This is a genomic window from Pandoraea sp. NE5 (assembly GCF_024363545.1).
Classification (GTDB): Bacteria; Pseudomonadota; Gammaproteobacteria; order Burkholderiales; family Burkholderiaceae; genus Pandoraea; species Pandoraea cepalis.
Genome location: NZ_AP025517.1, coordinates 2,835,334 through 2,856,746, shown reverse-complemented (window position 1 = coordinate 2,856,746; position 21,413 = coordinate 2,835,334). Strand labels below are relative to the sequence as shown.

General features: G+C 65.2%; 18 protein-coding genes. 6 read left to right on the top strand and 12 right to left on the bottom strand.

All coding sequences use genetic code 11. The annotated features are described in order from the left end of the window. Nucleotides 1–169 precede the first annotated feature (169 nt). The 9 genes from cobA to badH all read right to left on the bottom strand — a co-directional run bounded on the left by cobA (nt 170) and on the right by badH (nt 12,773). Nucleotides 170–973 carry a uroporphyrinogen-III C-methyltransferase gene (gene cobA, locus PanNE5_RS13045; RefSeq protein WP_261938098.1) on the bottom strand — a complete coding sequence of 268 codons (804 nt, stop codon included), beginning with the start codon at nt 971–973 and terminating at the stop codon, nt 170–172. A 90-nt stretch (nt 974–1,063) separates the two neighbouring features. Next, nucleotides 1,064–3,781, bottom strand: coding sequence for a nitrate reductase (locus PanNE5_RS13040; protein ID WP_261938097.1), 2,718 nt, complete (start codon nt 3,779–3,781; stop codon nt 1,064–1,066). Between the two features lie 47 nt (nt 3,782–3,828). Beyond that, complete coding sequence (gene nirD / locus PanNE5_RS13035; RefSeq protein ID WP_017233899.1) at nt 3,829–4,194, bottom strand: nitrite reductase small subunit NirD; 366 nt, start codon at nt 4,192–4,194, stop codon at nt 3,829–3,831. Between the two features lie 10 nt (nt 4,195–4,204). After that, entirely contained in the window at nt 4,205–6,664 is a 2,460-nt protein-coding gene (gene nirB / locus PanNE5_RS13030) for a nitrite reductase large subunit NirB (protein WP_261938096.1), read from the bottom strand. 378 nt (nt 6,665–7,042) lie between these two features. Further along, nucleotides 7,043–8,212 (bottom strand): acyl-CoA dehydrogenase family protein, encoded by a 1,170-nt coding sequence (locus PanNE5_RS13025; protein WP_017233901.1) that lies wholly within the window; start codon nt 8,210–8,212, stop codon nt 7,043–7,045. A gap of 42 nt (nt 8,213–8,254) precedes the next feature. Then, nucleotides 8,255–9,898 (bottom strand): cyclohexanecarboxylate-CoA ligase, encoded by a 1,644-nt coding sequence (gene aliA / locus PanNE5_RS13020; RefSeq protein ID WP_261938095.1) that lies wholly within the window; start codon nt 9,896–9,898, stop codon nt 8,255–8,257. Between the two features lie 47 nt (nt 9,899–9,945). After that, nucleotides 9,946–11,118 (bottom strand): cyclohexanecarboxyl-CoA dehydrogenase, encoded by a 1,173-nt coding sequence (gene aliB, locus PanNE5_RS13015; protein ID WP_017233903.1) that lies wholly within the window; start codon nt 11,116–11,118, stop codon nt 9,946–9,948. Next, nucleotides 11,115–11,897 carry a 2-ketocyclohexanecarboxyl-CoA hydrolase gene (badI, locus tag PanNE5_RS13010; protein ID WP_017233904.1) on the bottom strand — a complete coding sequence of 261 codons (783 nt, stop codon included), beginning with the start codon at nt 11,895–11,897 and terminating at the stop codon, nt 11,115–11,117. Before badI ends, aliB begins: the two co-directional genes overlap by 4 nt. 108 nt (nt 11,898–12,005) lie before the next feature. Continuing rightward, the gene (badH, locus tag PanNE5_RS13005; RefSeq protein WP_261938094.1) at nt 12,006–12,773 is read right to left on the bottom strand and encodes a 2-hydroxycyclohexanecarboxyl-CoA dehydrogenase; all 768 of its coding nucleotides are present in this window, start codon (nt 12,771–12,773) and stop codon (nt 12,006–12,008) included. A gap of 144 nt (nt 12,774–12,917) precedes the next feature. Between badH and PanNE5_RS13000 the strand changes: the two genes are divergently transcribed. From PanNE5_RS13000 to PanNE5_RS12975, 6 genes are all read left to right on the top strand, one after another. Next, the gene (locus PanNE5_RS13000; protein ID WP_026131945.1) at nt 12,918–13,469 is read left to right on the top strand and encodes a MarR family winged helix-turn-helix transcriptional regulator; all 552 of its coding nucleotides are present in this window, start codon (nt 12,918–12,920) and stop codon (nt 13,467–13,469) included. 180 nt (nt 13,470–13,649) lie between these two features. Continuing rightward, the gene (locus PanNE5_RS12995) at nt 13,650–14,123 is read left to right on the top strand and encodes a MarR family winged helix-turn-helix transcriptional regulator (protein ID WP_017233907.1); all 474 of its coding nucleotides are present in this window, start codon (nt 13,650–13,652) and stop codon (nt 14,121–14,123) included. A 3-nt stretch (nt 14,124–14,126) separates the two neighbouring features. Further along, nucleotides 14,127–16,136, top strand: coding sequence for an FUSC family protein (locus PanNE5_RS12990; RefSeq protein WP_017233908.1), 2,010 nt, complete (start codon nt 14,127–14,129; stop codon nt 16,134–16,136). Next, on the top strand, nt 16,133–16,342 hold the full coding sequence (locus tag PanNE5_RS12985) for a DUF1656 domain-containing protein (RefSeq protein WP_017233909.1): 210 nt from the start codon (nt 16,133–16,135) through the stop codon (nt 16,340–16,342). Before PanNE5_RS12990 ends, PanNE5_RS12985 begins: the two co-directional genes overlap by 4 nt. Continuing rightward, nucleotides 16,339–17,304: an efflux RND transporter periplasmic adaptor subunit gene (locus PanNE5_RS12980; RefSeq protein ID WP_017233910.1), complete on the top strand. Its 966-nt coding sequence runs from the start codon at nt 16,339–16,341 to the stop codon at nt 17,302–17,304. Before PanNE5_RS12985 ends, PanNE5_RS12980 begins: the two co-directional genes overlap by 4 nt. A 17-nt stretch (nt 17,305–17,321) precedes the next feature. Beyond that, a complete protein-coding gene (locus PanNE5_RS12975; protein ID WP_261939843.1) occupies nt 17,322–18,833 on the top strand; it encodes an efflux transporter outer membrane subunit in 1,512 nt (503 codons plus the stop codon). Between the two features lie 212 nt (nt 18,834–19,045). On the opposite strand, the gene PanNE5_RS12970 is transcribed toward PanNE5_RS12975, so the two are convergent. The 3 genes from PanNE5_RS12970 to PanNE5_RS12960 all read right to left on the bottom strand — a co-directional run bounded on the left by PanNE5_RS12970 (nt 19,046) and on the right by PanNE5_RS12960 (nt 21,385). Next, nucleotides 19,046–19,306, bottom strand: a complete 261-nt coding sequence (locus tag PanNE5_RS12970) for a DUF4148 domain-containing protein (RefSeq protein ID WP_017233912.1) — start codon at nt 19,304–19,306, stop codon at nt 19,046–19,048. 269 nt (nt 19,307–19,575) lie between these two features. Then, the gene (locus PanNE5_RS12965) at nt 19,576–20,343 is read right to left on the bottom strand and encodes a LuxR family transcriptional regulator (RefSeq protein WP_017233913.1); all 768 of its coding nucleotides are present in this window, start codon (nt 20,341–20,343) and stop codon (nt 19,576–19,578) included. A gap of 148 nt (nt 20,344–20,491) precedes the next feature. Then, nucleotides 20,492–21,385 (bottom strand): LysR family transcriptional regulator, encoded by an 894-nt coding sequence (locus tag PanNE5_RS12960; RefSeq protein WP_017233914.1) that lies wholly within the window; start codon nt 21,383–21,385, stop codon nt 20,492–20,494. Between the last annotated feature and the right edge of the window lie 28 nt (nt 21,386–21,413).

The following is a 21,413-nucleotide window of genomic DNA, read 5'->3' as shown; positions in this document are numbered from 1 at the left end:
CCGGCATCCGGTGTTTTCGGCAAGTTCGTGGGGGCCAATGCGCTCGGCCGGTCAGTGAAATTCCATCCACGTCGCCGTTGCGGGGCTGCATCGGCTGCGCCCCGTCGGCGACGTCTCTTGTGCTAATCGAACACGCGCTGTTCAGTATAGGTAGTGAAGATACAACGCATCAGGCCGCCCTGGCGATAACGTCGCGCACCGTGTCCGCGGCGGCATCCCCCTCATCGACACCCGTTGCCGTGCTCGGTTCGACCGCCGCGAGCGCCGCTTCACCGACCGCGCCGCCCACGAGCAGGATAGTCGGACTGGCAAACCCCGCGGTGCGAATGTCGGCCGCCAGCCGGCCCAGCGACGTGACCATTCGCCGCTCTTGCGGCGAGCCCGCCCACTGGACCGCCCCCGCCGGGGTTGCCGCATCGAGATGCGCCAGTAGCGTTTCGCTCAGTTCCTCGACCCGATGCAGGCCCATGTAGATCGCCAACGTGGTGCCGGTCGCCGCGAGCGCCGCCCAGTTGGGGGCACTGCCGTCCTGCCGGTGCGCGGTGACGAACGTCACGCCCGCACAGTGGTCGCGATGGGTGAGCGACATCCCCAAACCGGCCGCCGCCGCGAACGCCGACGACACCCCGTTGACGATCTCCACCGGCACCCCCGCGCGACGCAGCGCCGAGATTTCCTCGCCCGCACGCCCGAACATCAGCGCGTCGCCCCCCTTCACGCGCACCACGTGCGCGCCGCGTCGCGCAAAGCGGCACATCAGCCGCTCGATGAACGCCTGTGGCGTCGAGCGGCAGCCGCCGCGTTTGCCCACGGCAATCACGCGGGCCTGCGGCGCGAGCGTGGCGATCTCCGGATTGGCCAGATCGTCGACGAGCAGCACGTCGGCTTCCCCGAGCACGCGTGCCGCGCGCAACGTCAGCAGATCCAGCGCGCCGGGACCGGCGCTCAGCAGGGTGACTTTGCCGTTCTTCATGATCGTTCTCCCTCAATTCCTCGATGGTCTGCATGTCGCCCAATTCAAATCCAGTCGGTACGTTCACGATGCGCTGCCCATGTCCCGGGCTCAAGCGACATTCGTCGCGCGCGGCTGCGTCGCAGCGTTGAGCGGCGCCGCGCACATGCGCTGCAACTCCGGCACACACGAGCCGCAGACCGTCCCGCAGCCGAGCCTCGCCTTGAGCTGTGCGACGTCCGCTCCCGCACCGATCGCCGCGTTGATGCTCGACGCCGTCACGGACTTGCACTGGCACACCGTGCGATCGCGTGGCACAGCCGGCCCGCTGTCGGCCACAAAGACCGCATGGCGCGCGCGCGTCCAGGGAGACGTTTCGCGAACACGCGCGAGTAGCGACGTCGACGCGGCGACATCGGCTTCACTGCCCGCCACCAGCACGCCATCGATCAAGGTATCGCACCATGCCACGCGTTTGGTCATCGACCGGCGCGCATCGCGATACTCCAGCAGCGATTCGTCGCGCGGCAGAGCCAGCGCCGTGTGCAGGCGCTCCAGCCAATCGGCGTCCGGCTCGCTGTCGGCGGCCATGACCACGATCCGGTCGTCGCCCTCCAGACGCACCGTCGCGAAGCGACGCTCGGCCAACAATGGCTGCACCGCCGCGTGCAATTGCAGGGCGTCGCCGCGCCGCACCGCCGCCACCCGCCACGGCAGTGCGATCGGATCGACGCGCACGGCGGCGTGCTTCAGTTCGGGCTGCTTCGAATACTTGTCGACGGCGCCGAGGGTCGTGTCGTTCACGCCCCCGCCGCCGAGAAACTGCCCGCTCCAGTGCATCGGCACGAACACCGTGCCCGAGGCGACGTCGTCGCTCACCGCCAGCGTCAACACCCGCTCGCCGCGACGGCTCGATAGCCGCACGACATCGCCCGCACGCAGGCTTCGACGCGCCGCGTCGGCCGGATGCATGGTGAGCGCCGGCTCGGGGGCGTGCTCGAACAACTGCCCCACACGCCCCGTGCGGCTCATGCCGTGCCACTGATCGCGCAGGCGGCCGGTAATCAGTCGCAGCGGATGGCGGGCGTTGATCGGCTCGGCCACGGGTTGGTATTCGAACGCATGAAAACGTGCACGGCCGTCGCTCGTAGCGAACACGCCGTCCTCGTAGCGGCGTGCAACGCCTTGCGCCGCGCCGGCCGGAAACGGCCAATGTTGCGGTCCGCGCTGCTCGAGCAGCGCGAAATCGATACCGCCGATGTCGAGGTCGCGTCCCACGGTGAGCGCGCGATGCTCGTCGAAGATGGCCTCGATGGACGAGAACGCGAACGGTTCGGGCGACGCGTCGAGCTTGGGTGCAAGACGCCGGGCGACCTCGCTGGCAATCCACCAGTCGGCCCGGGTCTCTCCCGGCGCCGAGACGGCGGCCCGCACGCGCGAGATACGCCGCTCCGAGTTCGTGACCGTGCCCGCCTTCTCGCCCCAGCTCGTTGCGGGCAACAGCACGTCGGCATAAGGAACGGTGTCGGTCTGGTGAAACGCCTCCTGCACCACCACGAACTCCGCAGCGGCGAGCGCTTCACGCACGCGCTCGCTGTCCGGCATCGAATGCACGGGGTTCGTGCACGCGATCCAGATCGCCTTGATACGGCCGTCGCGCACGGCGTCGAACATCTCCACAGCCGGCAGGCCCGGCCGGTCCGACAGCCCCTGCACGCCCCAAAGGCGCTCGACCTCGGCGCGATGCGCCGCGTTGCCGATCTCGCGATGCGCGGCGAGCATGGTGGCCAGCCCGCCCACTTCACGCCCCCCCATCGCATTGGGCTGACCGGTGAGCGAAAACGGCCCGGCGCCCGGGCGTCCGATCTGCGCGGTGGCCAAATGCAGATGGATGAGCGCGAGATTTTTTTCGGTGCCGTGGCTCGATTGATTCAGCCCCATGCAATAAAGCGACAGCGCCGCCGGGCTCTCGCCAAACCAGTCGGCCGCCTGACGCAACGCCGATTCTTCGATGCCGCAGATGTCGGCCACCAGTTGCGGGGTATAGCCGCGCAGCATCTGCTTGAGGGCATCGAAGCCTTCGGTATGGGCGTCGATGTAGCGCCGGTCGATGCGTCCTTCCCAGATCAGGTGGTGCAGCATGCCGTGAAAGAGCGCAACGTCGGTGCCCGGCACGATGGCCAGATGCAGATCGGCCATCGCCGCCGTATCGGTGCGGCGCGGATCGACGACGATCCAGCGAATCGACGGATCGGCCGCCTTGGCCGCTTCGAGTCGACGGAACAGCACCGGGTGCGCGTAGGCCATGTTGCTGCCGGCGAACAGCACGGTGCGGGCCGCTTCGAGATCGTCGTAGCAGGTGGGCGGCCCGTCTGCGCCGAGCGCCATCTTGTAGGCGCTCACGGCGCTCGACATGCACAGTCGCGAGTTCGTGTCGATGTTGTTGGTGCGCACCAGCCCCTTGGCGAGCTTGTTGAAGACGTAGTAGTCCTCGGTCAACAACTGTCCTGACACGTAAAAGGCGACGGCGTCCGGGCCATGCCGACGGATAACGTCGGCGAAGCGCGACGCCACCGTCTCCAGCGCGTCGTCCCAACTGGCGGGCGCGCGCTCGGCGTCGCGCGTGGTGCGCAACTCAGGCGTCAGCACGCGTCCGGCAAGCGACTGCGCGGTGAGCGGCAACGTCATGCCCTTGCTGCACAGACGCCCGAAGTTCGCCGGATGCGCCGGGTCGCCCTGCACATCGACGATGCGCTCGCCGTCGCTCTCGACGAGCATGCCGCAACCGACGCCGCAGTAGCAGCAGGTGGTTTGCGTGAGGGTTGTCATGGGGGGCTCCGGCAATCGCGAGGGGTCAGGGGGGCGGGGGTAGCGGGTCAAGCGGCAGCCGTCGCCGCGCTCACCTCGGTACCGATCGCCTCGTCGAGCGACACATACACCTCGCCCGCGTCGATCCGCACGGCGAAGCGCTCTGCACAGCCCACATCGGGTGCGCAGGCTTCGCCGGTCGTCAGGTCAATGTTCCAGGCGTGCAGCGGGCACGTGACCTTCTCGCCGTGCACGATGCCCAGCGAAAGCGCACCGCCCTTGTGTGGGCACTTGTCGCGCAACGCAAAAACCTTGTCGCTCTCGGCGCGAAAAAGGGCGATGTCGCCGCTCGGATGGGTCAGCACGCGCGTGCCCAGGCGCGGAATCGCGTCCACGTCGCAGACATGCAGCCAGATCGGTTTGGATTGCGTCATGGTGTTCTCCTCAGGCAGTCGCGGGCTCGACGCTCATCGGCACGGTCGAGGTCAGCGGACGGTATTCATTGGCTTGCGCCCCGTTGATACGCGCTTGCCACGGGTCGGGCAGGCCATCGAGCGAGAAGAGCAACCGTTCGTACAGCGCGCGACGATTGGCGGCATCGTTCACCACGCGTTGCTTCACGTAGTCGAGGCCAACCCGGTCGAGGTAATGCACCGTGCGGTCGAGGTAATAGGCTTCCTCGCGATAGAGCTGGAGAAACGCGCCCGTGTACTCCTTGACCTCGTCGGCGGTCTTCACCTTGACGAGGAACTGCGCGACTTCGGTCTTGATGCCGCCGTTGCCGCCGACATACAGCTCCCACCCCGAGTCGACCGCGATCACACCCACGTCCTTGATCCCGGCCTCGGCGCAATTGCGCGGGCAGCCGGACACGGCCAGCTTGACCTTGTGGGGCGACCACATGTTCGCGAGCATGGTCTCCAGATCAATGCCCATCTGCGTGCTGTTCTGCGTGCCGAAGCGGCAGAATTCGCTGCCCACGCACGTCTTCACGGTGCGGATCGACTTGCCGTAGGCATGCCCTGACGGCATACCGAGGTCGCGCCAGACGCTTACGAGATCTTCCTTCTTCACGCCGAGCAAATCGATACGCTGACCGCCCGTGACCTTGACCATCGGAATCTGGTACTTGTCCGCCACGTCGGCGATGCGGCGCAGCTCGCTCGGGTTCGTCACGCCGCCCTTCATCTGCGGGATGACGGAGAACGTGTTGTCCTTCTGGATGTTGGCGTGCACGCGCTCGTTGACGAAGCGGCTTTGCGGATCGTCAACGGCTTCCTTCGGCCACGTGCTGAGCATGTAGTAGTTCAGCGCGGGACGGCACGTGGCGCACCCGTTGGGCGTGCGCCATTCGAGGAAGTCGAAGGCGGCACGATGGGACGTGAGGTGATGCTCACGCACCGCGCGACGCACGTCGGCGTGCGACAGATCCGTGCAACCGCACACCGCCTTCTCCTTCGGTGTCGCGTCGTAGGTCGAGCCCAGCGTGCTCATCAGGATCTGTTCGCACAGCCCGGCGCACGAACCGCACGAGCTGGCAGCCTTCGTATGCTTCTTGACCTCATCGAGCGTGAACAAGCCCTTCTCGGTGATCGCCTTGACGATCGTGCCCTTGCACACGCCGTTGCAGCCGCACACTTCATCGGTATCGGACATGGCCGACGCGCGGTTCTGCCCTTGCGTGCCAACGTCGCCCACACTCGACTCGCCGAACATGATGCTGCTGCGCAACTCGCCCAGCGCACGCCCGTCGCGCAACAGCTTGAAGTACCAGGCGCCGTCAGCCGTGTCACCGTACAGACACGCGCCGACGAGCTTGTCGTCGCGAATCACCAGCTTCTTGTAGACGCCGCTCGCGGGATCGGACAACACGATCTCCTCAGTGCCTTCGCCGCCGAGAAAGTCGCCCGCCGAAAACAGGTCGATGCCCGTGACCTTGAGCTTCGTCGACAGCACCGAGCCGCGATAGCTGCCGATGCCCATGAGCGCGAGGTGGTTGGCGCAGACCTTGGCCTGCTCGAACAGCGGGGCCACGAGACCGTAGGCTACGCCGCGATGGCTCACGCATTCGCCCACCGCGTAGATGCGCGGATCGTAGGTTTGCAGCGTGTCGGACACGACAATGCCACGGGCGCAATACAGACCGGCCGCTTCGGCCAGCGTCGTATTCGGCCGAATTCCTGCGGCCATGACAACGAGGTCCGCGTCAATTTCTTCGCCGTTGCTGAACTTCACGGCCCGCACGTTGCCGTTGCCGTCGTCAAGAATCGCTGCCGTTTGATGCGACAGTCGGAACGCGAGACCGCGCGCTTCGAGCGATTGTTGCAGCAGCTTGCCCGCCGTACTGTCGAGTTGGCGCTCGAGCAGCGTCTCGGCCAGATGCACGACGGTCACGTCCATGCCGCGCAGCTTGAGACCGTTGGCCGCCTCCAGGCCGAGCAGACCGCCGCCGATCACAACCGCATGACGCTTCATGCTCGCCGTCTCGATCATGATCTCGGTATCGCGAATGTCGCGATAGCTGATCACGCCATCGAGATCCTTGCCGGGCACCGGCAGAATGAACGGGCTGGAGCCGGTGGCGATCAACAGACGGTCGTACGGCGCCACGGTGCCGTCGGCGCAACGCACGACACGGCGCGGTCGATCGATCTGCGTGACTTCCTTGCCCAGATGCAACGTGATGCCCTTCTCGGCATACCAGTCGAGCGGATTGAGCACGATGTCGGCGAACGACTGCTCGCCGGCGAGCACCGGTGAGAGCAGGATCCGGTTGTAGTTCGGATGCGGCTCGGCACCGAATACGGTGATGTCGTACTGATGCGGTGCGATTTCCAGCAGCTCTTCGAGCGTGCGGATGCCGGCCATGCCGTTGCCGATGACGACCAGACGAGGTTTGCGCATGCTGTCTTCTCCTGTTGCAGCGCTTGCAGCGCCCGAAAAACAAAACGGCGTCCGACCGTGCCGAAGCACGGAGGGACGCCGTTGTCCTGTGGGTACGTCGCAGGCGCGCTCGCCTGACGCCGTACCGGAATTCATGGCCGGCGACGTCTTTGCCGCTGGCACACACACTAATGCAACAAGCGTGCCAAGTGACGCAGAAAGTTCGACAAAGCGTTGCTGGTCAACGCAGAACAGTTGGTTTGTCTATGGGAAACGCCCGAAAATCGAGTGGAATCTGTTGCACCGCAGCAGTGCAAGGCGGTGCGGCTCTGACATCACGCGCACCAGCATGATGCGCCGCGTGTACGACTCGGCGCACCGCCAGCGGTGCGCGCGACCTCAATCGTCCTGCATCAGGGCCCGCCCGATGATCAGTTGTTGAATTTGCGTGGTGCCTTCATAGAGACGGAGCAGTCGCACGTCGCGATAGAAGCGCTCGACCTTGTATTCGTTGATGTAGCCCGCGCCGCCGTGCACCTGCACACCACGATCGGCCACGCGCCCGACCATCTCGGTGCAGAACAGCTTGGCGCACGAGGCCCGCGTGCTGACGTCGGCGTCGCGCTTGCCTTCGGGCTTCGCGTCGTAACGCAGGGCACAGTCCTGCACCATCGACCATCCGGCGTACAGTTCCGCCTGACTGTCCGCGAGCATCGCCTGCACGAGCTGGAAGTCGCCGATGCGCTGCCCGAATTGCTTGCGTTCGCGTGCATAGGCCACGGACTCATCGAGAATTCGCTGCGCCATGCCGCACGCCAGCGCCGCCACGTGCAAGCGCCCACGGTCGAGGACCTTCATCGCCGTCTTGAAGCCCTTGCCCGCCTCGCCGCCGATGATGTTCGCCGCCGGCACGCGCGCGCCTTGCAGCACGACGTCGCACGTCTTCGTTCCGCGCTGCCCCATCTTCTTGTCGGGCTTGCCCAGCGACAGGCCCGGCGTGTCGGCCGGCACGATGAACGCCGAGATCCCGCCCGCGCCCTCGCCGCCCGTGCGCGCCATCAGCGTGAACGCCCCGGCGCGCGGTGCGTTGGTAATGAAGCGCTTCACGCCATCGAGCACATAGGTGTCGCCGTCGAGTACGGCCCGTGTCTTGAGCGCGGCCGGGTCCGATCCCGCGTCCGGCTCCGTGAGCGCGAACGACATGATCAGGTCCCCACTCGCCACGCGCGGCAGCAGGTCGCGCTTTTGCGCTTCGGTACCGTCCATCAGGATGCCCTGTGAGCCGATGCCCACGTTGGTGCCGAACACCGAGCGAAATGCCAGCGACGTCTGCCCGAACTCATAGGCCACGCGCACTTCCTGCGTCATCGACAAGCCGATGCCGCCGAATGCCTCGGGAATCGACAGGCCGAACAGGCCCATCTCCTTCATCTCATTGACGAGCGTGGCCGGCACGTCGTCGTGCTCTTCCACGTCGTTCTCGGCGGGCACCAGCCGCTCGCGAATGAAACGTTGCACCGCGGCGAGCAACAGCTCGAACGATTCGCTATCCAGTCCCTTCGATGTCATCGACCTTTCATCCTTGAAGTACGCCGCGCCGCGTGCGGGCTTTCACTCGCCCGTCTGCAGCATCTCGCGCAATTTGAATTTCTGTATCTTACCCGTGGGGGTGGTCGGCAGCGCCTCGCGCACTTCGAGCCGTTCCGGCCAATACTGCCGGGCGACCTTGTGCGACGCCAGAAAAGCGGTGAGCGCGGGCAGATCGATCGACTGCCCGGGGCGCGGCACCACCACCGCACACGCGCGTTCGCCGAGCCGCTCGTCCGGATACGCCACGATGGCCACTGTCGCGACCGCCGGATGGCGGTACAGCAGCGCCTCGATTTCGACGACGGGGATATTCTCGCCTCCCCGAATGATCACGTCCTTGCTGCGACCGGCGATGCGCACGTAGCCAGTGGCGTCGAGCCACGCCATATCGCCCGTGTCGAACCACCCGGCGGCGTCGGTGCCGTTCCATTGCGCGCGCTTGAGATAGCCGCCGAAATTCGAACACGAGCGCACGAGCAAACGGCCGGTTTCGCCTGTGGGCAGGTCACGATCGTCCACGTCGACCACGCGTAGCTCGACACCCGGCAGCGGACAACCGTCCGTCGTGGAGGCGCGCGTGTCGTCGTCTTCAAGGCGTGTAAGCGTCACGGCGCCGTTCTCGGTCATGCCCCACGCCGACACGATTTTCGCGCCGAGTACCTTGCGCGCCTGCTCGACCACCGGGCCGGGAATGGGTGCCCCCGCGCACAGGAACGCGCGCAAGCTCGGCACAGTCTCGCCGCCAGCCGCCACCGTCTTGGTCAGATCGGTGAGAAACGGGGTGGACGCCATCGTGAATGTCACCCCGTGCGCCTGGATCAGACGCACGGCATTCGACGGGTCCCACACGTCGAGCATGACCGCACTCGCGCCGAGCATGATGGGCATCATCAGGCCGTACATGAAGCCGGTCTGGTGCGCGAGCGGCGAGCCCATCAGAATCACGTCGTCGCGACCGAGGCGCATGCGCTGCGCGTAAGCGTCGATGTTCGAGAACGTGGTGTTCGCACTGTGCATCACACCCTTCGGCTCGCCCGTGGTGCCGGAGGTGTACATCAATTGCATGACGTCGTCCGGACGCGCCCGCGACGCCTGCATCTGCGCGCGCTCCGCGTCGGTCGCCGCAGGTTCGCCAGCCATGAGCACGGCGTCGAAACTCTCCTCTGCGGCAGCCTCCCCAACGACGATCACATGCCGGAGCGCGTCAAGCTCGTGCTGCAACGCGCGCGCCATCGCCGCGTGATCGAAACCGCGAAACTGCTGCGGCACGATGAACACTTTCGCCTCGCCATGGCGCAGCATGAAGGACAGCTCGCGCTCGCGGAAGATGTGCATGAGGGGATTGAGCACCGCGCCGATACGGGCGCAGGCCAAGTAGGTCACCGCGAACGGCCAGCCGTTGGGCAGTTGGCACGCGACCACGTCGCCGCGTCCGACGCCACGTCGCAACAGACCCAGCGCGAGACGCTCCGCCGCATCGGCGAGCGCGGCGTAGGTCAGTTGCGTGGTCTGCCCGGTGGCCGTCGAGACCGCCGTGAGTGCCACCTTGTCGGGCCATGCCGCGAGCGCCGCGTCGAGCGCGTCGTTGATTGTGCGCTCGGGCCACCAGCCGCGCGCCACACTGTGCTCACGTCGAGGGGGAAGCAATACCGCATCGAACTCCATCGCATCGTCTCCTATGCTGTCGCGGATGTCATCCAGCCGCCGGCCGGTCAAACCGGCACTGCCTGCCGGCCGGCGCGCGTGCGCGCGATGATCGTCTTCATGATCTGCGCGGTGCCGTCACCGATCTGGAAACCGAGCACGTCGCGCAAACGCTGCTCCATCACGCCCCGGTCGTAACCGCCATGGCCGAACATCAGCAGGCATTGATGGATGACGTCGTAAGCGAGCTTCGGCCCCCACCATTTGCACATGGCCGCCTCGGCGCTGTGCGGCAGGCCGCGGTCCTTGAGCCACAGCGTTTGAAGACAGAGCAGACGCGCCGCTTCGACCTGCGTGTCGAAATCCGCCAGCGGATGCGAGACGCCCTGAAACGCCGACAGCGGTTTGCCGAACGCTTCTCGCTGGGCCACGTATTCCCAAGTCTCGTCGAGCGAGGCGCGGGCGACGGCCAGCACCTGCAAGCCGATGAGCGCGCGCGAGAAGTCGAAGCCCTGCATCACTTGCACGAAGCCCTCGCCCGGCGCGCCCAGTACGTGGTCGACCGGGATCTTCACGTTCTCGAAGAACAGCGAGCCGCGGCCGATGGCACGCTGCCCATGGCAATCGAAGCGTTGCCGAGTGATACCCGGCAAGTCGAGCGGGACGAGGAACGCCGAGATGCCGCGTGCACCCGACGCCACGTCGCCTGTGCGTGCGAACACAACGGCGGCGTCGGCCTGATCGGCGGCGGAGATGGAGGTCTTTTCTCCGTTGAGCACGTAATGTGTCCCGTCGAATTCGGCCCGCATGCGCAAGTTGGCGGCGTCCGACCCGCCGCGCGGCTCGGTGAGTGCGATCGCGAGCAACGTCTCGCCGCGCGTGAGCTTGCGCAGCCAAGGCAAAACGACTTCAGGCTGCCCATGCGCCGCGAGAATCTGGCCATTGAGCGAGGCCAGCAGATTGACATACGACAGGCTCAGGTCCGCGCGCGCAATTGCTTCGTGTATCACGCCCGCCGCGAGACGCCCCATGCCCTGCCCACCGAAGGCTTCCGGCAGCTCCGGCGCGATCAGGCCAAGTTCCCCCATCTCGCGCATGAGCGTGCGATCGAGCACGCGTGTTTTGTCACGCTCGAGAAAGCCGGGGGCGACGCGCGCCTGGGCGAATCGCCGCGTGTGCTCGGCCAGCGCAACGAGATCGTCGTCGAGATACGGATTCTGCATCGCGTTCGCCTCGCTCATTTGGCGTATTTACGGAACTCGGGCTTGCGCTTCTCCTGGAATGCACGCACGCCCTCGCGCGACTCCTCCGTCTCGTAGTAGAGCTTGAGCGCGTACATCCCCATGCCCGCGATGCCCGCCTGTTGCGCCGTGTCCATGTTGAACGAGCGCTTCGCAATGGCAATCGCCGTCGGGCTGCGCTCCAGAATCTCGTCGCACCATTTCTGAACTTCCGCGTCGAGTTGATCGTGCGGCACGACCGTGTTCACGAGACCCATCGCCAGCGCTTCGGTCGCCGGATAGCGACGGCACAGATACCAGATCTCACGCGCCTTCTTCTCGCCGACGACGCGCGCGAGAAATGCGGTACCGAAGCCCGGATCAACCGAGCCGACCTTCGGGCCGACCTGCCCGAACACGGCCTTCTCGGACGCAATCGTGAAGTCGCACAAGGTGCAGATCACGTTGCCGCCGCCGATGGCATAGCCTTGCACGCGGGCAATGACGGGTTTGGGCACGTCGCGAATGGCGTTGTGCAGTTCCTCCATCGGCAGCCCGATGGTGCCGCGTCCGTCGTACTGCCCCTCGTGCGCCGACTGATCGCCCCCGGTGCAGAATGCTTTCTCGCCTGTGCCGGCGAGCACAATGCTGGCAATCTCGCGGTCGTAGCCGGCCTTGTTGATGGCATGAATCAGTTCGTCGCAGGTACGCCCGCGAAAGGCGTTCATCTTGTCCGGACGGTTGATCGTGATCCACGCCGCGCCGTTGCGCACTTCATACAGGATGTCTTCGTATTGCATGGTGTCGCTCCTTGCCGCTGCGCGTCGCTCGCTGTCGTGGGGTATCGCTGAAAGCCGCGACGCGCGCCAATGGTGATATCGATAAGAGAGATCGGGAAATAGTCGGGATCAACCGCACATGGTCAGGCCGCCCGATACGCTCAGCACCTGACCGGTGACGAACGAGGCGTCGTCGCTCGCGAAGAAGGCAATCGCCCCCGGCAGGTCGTCCGGCTGGCCGATGCGGCCGAGCGGAATGGACTTGGTGAACGCTTCCACCAGCTTTTCCGGATTGCCCGCGCCTTCCTTGTAATCGGCAAAGAGCGCCGTATCGGTCGGCCCCGGGCACACCACGTTGACGGTGATGCCGTGGCGCGCGTGCTCGCGGGCAAGCGTCTTCGAGAACGCGACGAGCCCACCTTTGCACGCGGCGTACACCGCTTCGCCCGACGACCCGACGCGCGCCGCGTCCGACGCGATGTTTACGATGCGTCCGCTGCGCCGTGCCACCATCTCGGGCAACACCGCGTGGTGCATATGCAGCGCGCCCAGAAGGTTGATCGCGATGAGCGACTCCCATTGCGCCGGGGTCGTCTTGGTGAAGGGCTTGAAAATGTCCCAACCGGCGTTGTTGACCAGGACATCCACCGGCCCCAACGCCGCCGATGCCGCAGCGACGGCGGCATCGACCTGATCACGCACCGTGATGTCGCATGCGAATGCCTGGGCACGTCCGCCCGCTGCCACAATGTCGCCCGCCCGGCGCTCGGCCGCCGCAAGATCGCGGTCGAATACCGCCACCGCCGCGCCCTCACTGGCGAAACGGCGACACGTCGCCCCGCCTATCCCGCCCCCACCGCCCGTCACGATGACCGTCTTGCCCTCGAATCGCCGCATGTCTCGCCTCCAGAGTCACAGGTGGGCGCGGTATCCTTGTTGACCTTGGAGATCCCGGCCCATCGATAAAATTACGTCAATATGTTGACGTATACTAGACGCGACCTCGACGATGCGCAAGCACGCGAAAGCGGAGAAATTGATATGGAAAACCCTAGCAATAATACGAAAATAACGCGCATGGAGCTGGCGAACCGGCTGTTCTTCCGCCTCTATCAATGCGCCAACATGTTGCATAAAACAGGTACACGAGCGGTGGAAAGTCTGGGCCTGACGACGCAGCAATGGGCCGTCCTCGGTGCGCTCTCGCGCCCGGAGGTGCCCGACGGCATGAGTGTGGGCGATCTCGCGCGTTATCTGATGGTGAGTCGCCAGAATCTGTCGGGCCTGATCGGCCGTATGGAGCGCGACGGCCATATCGCGAGCGCACCGGACGGCCGTGACCGGAGATCGCGCCGCATCACCATGACCGAGCATGGGCATGCGGTCTGGCACCGCGAGGCGGTCCCGCGTATTCATGACTATTACGCGCAGGCGCTCGATGAATTCTCGACGGGAGACATGACGCACACGCTGCACTATCTGCTCAAATTGCTCGACAACATGAAGCGGATCGACGAGGCGGCAGGCGGCCCGCCCGATGGAGAAAGCGAGGGAGAACGCGCAGACGACGGGCACGCTCGCCAGGGCGCCTGAAATCGCTTCACCAAAAATAAAACAGGCGAACGGCGCCGAAATCGTCCGCCGAAGCGCCGTCAAGGCGCGCGACGATCTCCCGAAAACCCAATACAGGCTTGGGTTTCCCGCGACATCGCTATCACACGCAATACCCTATTAACTAGCATGCTAATTATTAGTTAACATATAATCTTTCTCATGACCTCCCTGGAATCGCTCCGCTTTGTCTTTACGAGCCATCTGCTGCTGGCCGGCAAACAATGGCGCCAGCTATCGCAAGGCGCGATCGCCGAATACGGTATTTCGGCGGCGAGCGCCGGCCCGTTGCTGTTCATCCGCCGGCTGGGTCAGGGCGTGCGTCAGGTCGAGCTTGCCGAATATGTCGGGCTCGAAGGCGCGTCGCTGGTACGGCTGCTCGATCAGTTGTGCGGGGCCGGTCTCGTGCTGCGCGAAGTCGACGCAAGCGACCGCCGCGCCAATGCGCTGCGACTGACCGCGGCGGGCGAAGCGCTCGCCGAAAAGCTCGAAATCGAACTCAGCCAGTTGCGCGCGAAGGTGTTCGCCGACATTCCGCGCGAGGATTTCGAAGCGGTGTTGCGCGTGTTCGAAGTGCTCTCTCGCGCAGCGGGCCCCGATGGGTCCATCCTCGCACTGGCTCCCCCCAAGAAGTAAACCGTGCTCACCTGGCCTTCCTCCCGCGACTGGATTTTCTCGATCAAGGCGTTCCTCGCCTCGATGCTGGCGCTTTACATCGCGCTCGCGCTCGGCCTGCCGCGTCCGTACTGGGCGATGGCCACCGTCTATATCGTGTCGCACCCGCTCACGGGCGCCACGCGCTCCAAGGCACTGTATCGCGTGTTCGGCACGCTGCTCGGCGCCGCGGCGTCCGTCGTCTTCGTGCCGGCGCTCGTCAACACGCCCGAGCTGCTGATGGCGGCCGTCGGGCTGTGGACCGGCACGCTGCTCTATATTTCGCTGCTGCATCGCTCGCCGCGCAGCTATGTGTTCCTGCTCGCCTCGTACACGCTGCCGCTGATCGCCCTGCCGGCCGTCAACACGCCTGGCGTCATCTTCGATATCGCCGTCGCGCGCTCCGAAGAGATCATCCTCGGCATCGTCTGTGCGAGCGTGGTCGGCGCCGTGGTCCTGCCCACGAGCGTGGCCAAGGTCCTGCACGACCGCTCGGCGCGCTGGCTGACCGACGCCGCGCGCTGGACGACCGACATGCTCTCGGCAGACCCCGACGGCAAGGCAACGCGCCACATGAGCCGGCACCGCATGGCCGCCGACATTCTGGCCCTCGACCAGTTGATCAGCCAGCTCTCGTACGACGCCGACACGTCCGAACGCGTGCGCGATGCGCAGGAATTGCGCGGTCGCATGACGATGATGATGCCCGTGCTCTCGACGGTCGCATCGCTCGTGCAGGCATTGCGCGAGCATCCGAGCGGCGCGCCCGGGACGCTCGAGGCGAAGATGGCCGACGTGGTCGCCTGGCTGCGTCGCGGTGCGCCGATGCCCGCCCCGGCGCATTTATTGAGTCCGGCGCCATCGGCCGGTGAGGCCTCGGACTGGTATGGCGCCTTGGTCGCAGCCACCGAAGACCGTCTGCGCTCGCTTGTACAGCTCTGGCAGGATTGCGCGTCGCTGCAGCGCCGCTTCGGTCAGCGCGAGCATCACGAGGGCGAGGGTGACTGGACGCCCGCCTTCCAGCATTGGGAGTTGGGCGGCGCGCGTCACTACGACCACGGACTCCTGCTGTTCTCGACGGTGTCAGCAGCACTGTGCACGTTCCTCATGGGCATGGCGTGGATCTACACCGGCTGGAACGATGGCGCCGCCGGCGTCTCGCTCGGTGCCGTGGCCTGCTGCTTCTTCGCCGCGATGGACGAGCCCGCGCCGTTCATCCGCTCGTTTTTCTGGGCGACCGCCGTGTGCGTGGTGTTCGCCGCTGTGTACGTGTTCTTCATCCTGACGAATGCGCACGACTTCGGGCTGCTCGTCGCGCTGTTCGCCATTCCGTATCTGTTGCTGGGCACGCTGATTCCACAACCGCGCTTCACGATGGTGGCCATGCTCGTCGCGGTGAATACGGCGAGCTTCGTGGGCATTCAGGGCGGATACAGCGCCGACTTCCAGGCGTTCTTCAACGGCAATCTCGCCGGACTGGCCGGCGTGCTGTTCGCCTTGCTCTGGACACTTCAGACGCGCCCGTTCGGTACGCGCGTTGCCATGCGCCGACTGATTCATTCGAGCTGGCGTGACATCGCGCGCAACGCGCTCGGGCGCTCCGTTGCCGAACATAACCGTCTGCGCACGCGTCTGCTCGATCGGTTGGGCCAGCTCGTGCCGCGCCTGGCTGCGAGCGAGAGCGAAACGTCGAGCGATGGTTTTACCGAAGTGCGCGTCGAACTCTCGGCGCTGGCGTTGCAGCGAGAGTTGCCGCATCTCAGTGCATCGCAGCGCGACGCCGTTGAGGCTGTGCTCACCGATGTGGCGCGCTTTTATCAGGCGCGGCTCGACGAATCGGTCAGCATCCCCGACGCCACGCTGCAAGACAAACTGCTGGGTGCCGTGCGTTCGATGGTGGCGCATACCGACCAGGCGTCGCGCAGCGCGCGCGCGTCGCTCATGGACATCCACGTCGCGCTGTTCCCCACCACACGCCCCGGGAGTGCTCAATGAGCGGAGAGATCGATATCTACGGCGTGTTCGTACCGACGCTGCTCGTGCTGATGGTCGTGGCTTTCGTCCTGACCGGCGCGCTGCGCTTCGTACTCGCGCGCCTGGGCTTTTACAAGCTCGTCTGGCACCGTTCCCTGTTTAACCTTGCGGTGTACATCATCGCGCTGGGCGGCATTGTCGCCATCGCTCACGCTTGCCAACCATGAAACTGAAATTTCGCTCCATCGGCCCCGTCGCGCTGACGCTCGCGGTATCTTGCATCGCGGTGTTCGTTCTGCTGCATCTGTGGGACTACTACACCGTCGCCCCCTGGACACGCGACGGCCGCATTCGCGCCGACATCGTGCAGGTCGCCCCCGACGTCTCCGGCCTCATCACCGATGTCGAGGTCAAGGACAATCAGCCGGTGCACCGTGGCGATCTGCTGTTCGTGATCGACCCCGACCGCTACACGCTGGCAGTGCAGCAGGCCGAGGCCAACGTCGCGGCGCTGCGCGCCACGCTCGCACAGGCGCGCCGCGAAAATGCGCGCAACCATCAGTTGACGGAAGTCGTCGCCAAGGAAGTCGTCGAAGCCGGCCAGGCCAAGGTCGAATCGGGCGAGGCGGCGGTCGCCCAGGCGGAAACCGCCGTGCGATTGGCGAAACTCAACCTCGCGCGCACCCGGGTGCTCGCGCCCGCCGACGGCTACCTGAACGATCGCCTGCCACGGGTTGGCGACTACGTCAGCACCGGCCGCCCGGTGCTCTCTATGGTCGATGCCAACTCGCTGCACGTGGAAGGCTACTTCGAAGAAACGAAGATGCGCGGCATCCACATCGGCGACAAGGTCGAGGTGCGTTTGATGGGCGAGCGCCAGGTGCTGCACGGTCATGTCCAGAGCATCGTCGCCGGCATCGAGGATCGCGACCGCACGAGCGGTGCGTCGATGCTGCCCAACATCAACCCGACCTTCAACTGGGTGCGTCTCGCCCAACGCATTCCGGTGCGCATTGCGCTCGACGATGTGCCCAAGGACATGCGCCTGGTCGCCGGGCGCACCGCGACCGTGACGGTCGTGGAAGGTCAGCAGGACACCGCCGGTCAATCGCAACCGACGACGCCATCTCCTTCGTCGGTCACGTCGGCCACGTCGGCCAAGTCCGCCCAACCGGGAGCCCAGCGGTGAAATCACGCGTATGCCTGATGAGCGCCGTGGCAGTGGCCGCCGCGCTCGTTGCCGGTTGCACGACCGTCGGGCCTGACTATCATCTTCCGGACCACGCGCTCATGCGCTCGCCCGAAGCCAATGGCCCCATCGCGAACGCAGCGCAGCGCGGTGTCTCGATCGGTGCCGTGCCCGACGACTGGTGGCAACTCTACGACGACCCCAAGCTCGACGCACTCGTGAAAACGGCGCTGGCCGCCAACACGAACATTCGCGTGGCCGCCGCCAACGTGCAGCGCGCGCTCGCGATGTACCACGAAGTCGAATCGGAGAATCTGCCGCAGGGCGGCGTGCAAGCCGAAGCCGCCCGCGCGCAGATCTCCGGCGAGAGCTTCCTGAAGGAAGAAAAATTGCCGGTGGTCAATCTGGCCGCCGCCGCCCTGTCCATCTCGTATCAGATCGACTTCTTCGGCAAACTCGCGCGCGCCGATGAAGCCGCGCTGGCCGCCTCCGAAGCCAGTCAGGCGGCCCTCGACGTCGTGCGTGTGAGCGTGGCCGCCGAAACGGTGCGCGCCTATGTGCAAGGCTGCGCCGCCAACCACGAGTTCGACATTGCCAACGAACAACTGGCGTTGCAGGAAAAGAGCGTCGCGATTACGCGCAAGCTCGTCGACGCCGGGCGCGATCAGCCGACCGATCTGCTGCGAGCGCAAGCGCAGGCCGACACCTTGCGTGCCGCCCTGCCGCGCTTCCAGGCGCAGCACGACGCGGCGACGTACCGACTGGCCGTCATGCTCGGTAAGGTGCCGGGCACGCTCGACGCAAGCGCGGCGCAATGCCGCCGCATTCCTCAACTCGCGCAACCGCTGCCGGTCGGCGACGGCACGGCGCTGCTCAAGCGCCGCCCCGACGTGCGTCAGGCCGAGCGCGAACTCGCCTCCGCCACGGCAAAGATCGGTGTCGCCACGGCAGACCTCTATCCGTCGATCCGCATTGGTGCGTCGATCGGGGCGAGCGGTGTCCTGGAACACTTCGGGCAAGGCCGCACCGAGCAGTGGAGCGTGGGACCGATGATCACGTGGTCGCTGCCGACCAACGGCGTGCGTTCACACATCAAGGGCATGGAAGCCGGGGCGGATGCCGCGCTCGCGCATTTCGACGGCGTCGTGCTCAAGGCCCTGCAAGAAACACAGACGTCACTCTCGGCATACACGCGTGAGCTGCAGCGCGACGACGCCCTGCGCGATGCCCGCGACAAATCGCGCACCGCCGCCGAACAGAACCACAAGCTCTACCAGGCCGGTCGCGCGCCGTATCTGACGAGTCTTGACGCGGAGCGCACGCACGCCAGTGCCGAGGCCGCGCTGGCCGCCTCCGAGACACAAGTCGCGCTGGACCAGGTCAATCTGTTCCTGGCGTTGGGCGGTGGCTGGCAATCGAGTGCCGCGAATGCAAGTCACGACAAGGCGTCGCCGACGGCATCCCATGAGACGGCCGGCAGCAACAACACGCCGGCAACCTCCACGGCATCTTCAGTATCCACCCGTTGAGATGAGGCAGGTGGCGTCTTCGCGACGCCGCGCCTCCAGAAACACACAAGCCCCGTCGGGAACGAATCCTCGGGCGGGGCTGTGATAGGACGCGCTGCGGCGTCGGTGGGGTGATTCGCACGGCGCAGGCGGGACTCGGTGGCGAGTCAGGCGGGCCGTCGGCGAATCCAGGCACTGCCATCGATAACCTGTCGACGGTTATCGCATCACCTTCAGTTGGCGGCCGGGGTCGCCGTTTGATTGCGCGCTTCGATCTGGGCCGTCAGGTTCTGCAATTGGACCGACTGCTCATAGGTGTACGGGAAGTTAAATTCCGTCACCGGCGAGAGACCCAGTTCACGGGCTGCCTGAAGTTCGGCGCGCACATGGGCGCGGGTGACACCGGTCGTTTGCGCCTGCCCTTCGGCGAATACCGAGCCGGCAGCGATCGTCAAGCCAACGAGGGCGACAGCGCTCAACAGGTTCTTTTTCATGGAAAACTCCTTTTATCGTTCATCGGTTACGCATGGACACGAAAACCGCACTCAATCAGTTTTCGCCATAGGTAAATTATAGTTTTCCCTCATTAATGAACCAGCCCTAAAGCGACAACACACTGTTTCACAAACGCTGTGAAATCCTCGCAATCCGATGAAGGAATTACGCGAAAACGAAACAAAACCGGGGCGGGGATGGCAGGCGAAGCGGCCGCGCGAGCGTTACGTCGAGGACGCTCACGGGAGATGACGGCATCGACGATGCCTCAGGGTGATATCGCCCCGCTGCTGATCGCCGCGGCAATGGCCTGGTGCCGATTGACCGCACCGAGCTTGCGCTTGGCGTTATTGAGGTGAAACGTCACCGTATGCTCGGAGATGCGCAGAATTAAACCGATCTCCCACGCCGTTTTGCCGCGTGCCGCCCACAGCAGACTTTCGATCTCACGCGGGCTGAGCTTGCCGGTGCTGCGACTCGCCACCCATTGCATGTCGAGCTGCTGAATCGCCTGGTGAAAATACACTGCCGTCAGATAAATCTCTCCGAGCATGCGCGCTTCGTGCTCGGCCGAGGCTTCCGGCGACGCGGCCGTCGCCGCACTGAAAATCGCGCGCTCGCCGGTCGCACCGTAGATCGGAATCGACACCCCGGACCCGAGGCCGTGCGCGCGCGCGTCCGCGAAGATGGGGTGCGGCTGCGCCTGTGCGAGGAAGGTTCGCCAGAGAATCGGCAGCGGCGACAAATTCGCGGCAATCAATACGGGATCCACTTCGGCATATCCCACGCTTTGATAGCGCTCGATCCAGGCGGCCGGAAACGTCGTGAAAATGTGCCGGCTGGGCATTCCCTGCGAGGTAATGCGCTGGTCCCCCATCTGGAATGTAGCCGCCTCCCGTTCGCGACGCGGTGACAGCGGCGCATAGAACAACGCTTCATATCCCAGGGATTGCGTCAGTTTCTGAAACTCGGCGTCAAGTGCATCGACCGAGCGGGCACCGAGCAGCCCTTCATATCGATAAAGAGGATGATGCATTGCGAATTGCGCGCTTCTCCATGATTTCCGGAAAATTTCCCGTATTCTCGCATGGTAGTCCTATCTTTATGCGGTCACGGTTGGCAATTCTACGTGACCGGGCCGCAAACTGATTTACTGTGAATTACCAATCATTTCCGCGTTGCCATCAGGCGGCATCGCCCAACGCCTCAAGTGCCGATGCGACCCTGCGCAATCCCGGTGTCAGCGGTTTGTCGCGGCGCATGACGACCGCAAGCGTTCTCGTCAACCCCGGTGTGAGCGTCGAGACACGCAAGCCCCGCCGGTAGTGCGCCGCGTTGACGGAAAGCCTGGGCACGATGCTGTAACCCAAGCCGGCCGCCACCATTTCCTTGATGGCTTCGACGCTGCCCAGCGCCATGACTGGCCGCACACGCAATCCCGCTTGGAGAAACCATTCATCGATCAACAACCGGGTGCTGCTCCCCGGCTCGAACGCGACCATCGGTGCCGCGGCGAGCATCTGCGGCGTGACCTCCGTCGCCCAGTGCGAGTCGCCGGCGGGCGCGATGGCGACGAACGCGTCGCGCAATACGGGCGTGATATGCAGGCTGCGCCCGGCAGTGGGCAAGGTGACAAGACCGATATCGAGCCGATTCTCGGTCACCGCGGCGACCACGTCGTCGGTGTTCCCGGTGCTCACGCGGATGTCGAGCATCGGGTGGCGCTTGCGCATCGCTCGCAGTATCGGCGGCAACAAATGAATGCAGGCGGTCGCTCCGGTTCCGATCGCCACTTCACCGACTTCGCCGCTCGCATGGCTGGACAGCGCATGCATGGCGTCTTCGACGACAGCATCGATGCGGCGGGCATGGTCCAGCAGCGTCAGCCCGGCGGACGTCGGCTTGAGCCGCTTGCCCACGCGCTCAACCAGCCGGACGTTCAATCGCTGTTCCAACTGACGAACCTGCAAGCTCACGGCGGGCTGCGACAGATCGAGCCGCGCGGCGGCCGCGGAGAAACTCCCCGCGTCGAGGACTTCGGAAAACGTGTGAAGCTGATCCAGATTCAGGCGGCGCATCTCAAAGTTTTCCTTATGAACCGTAGGG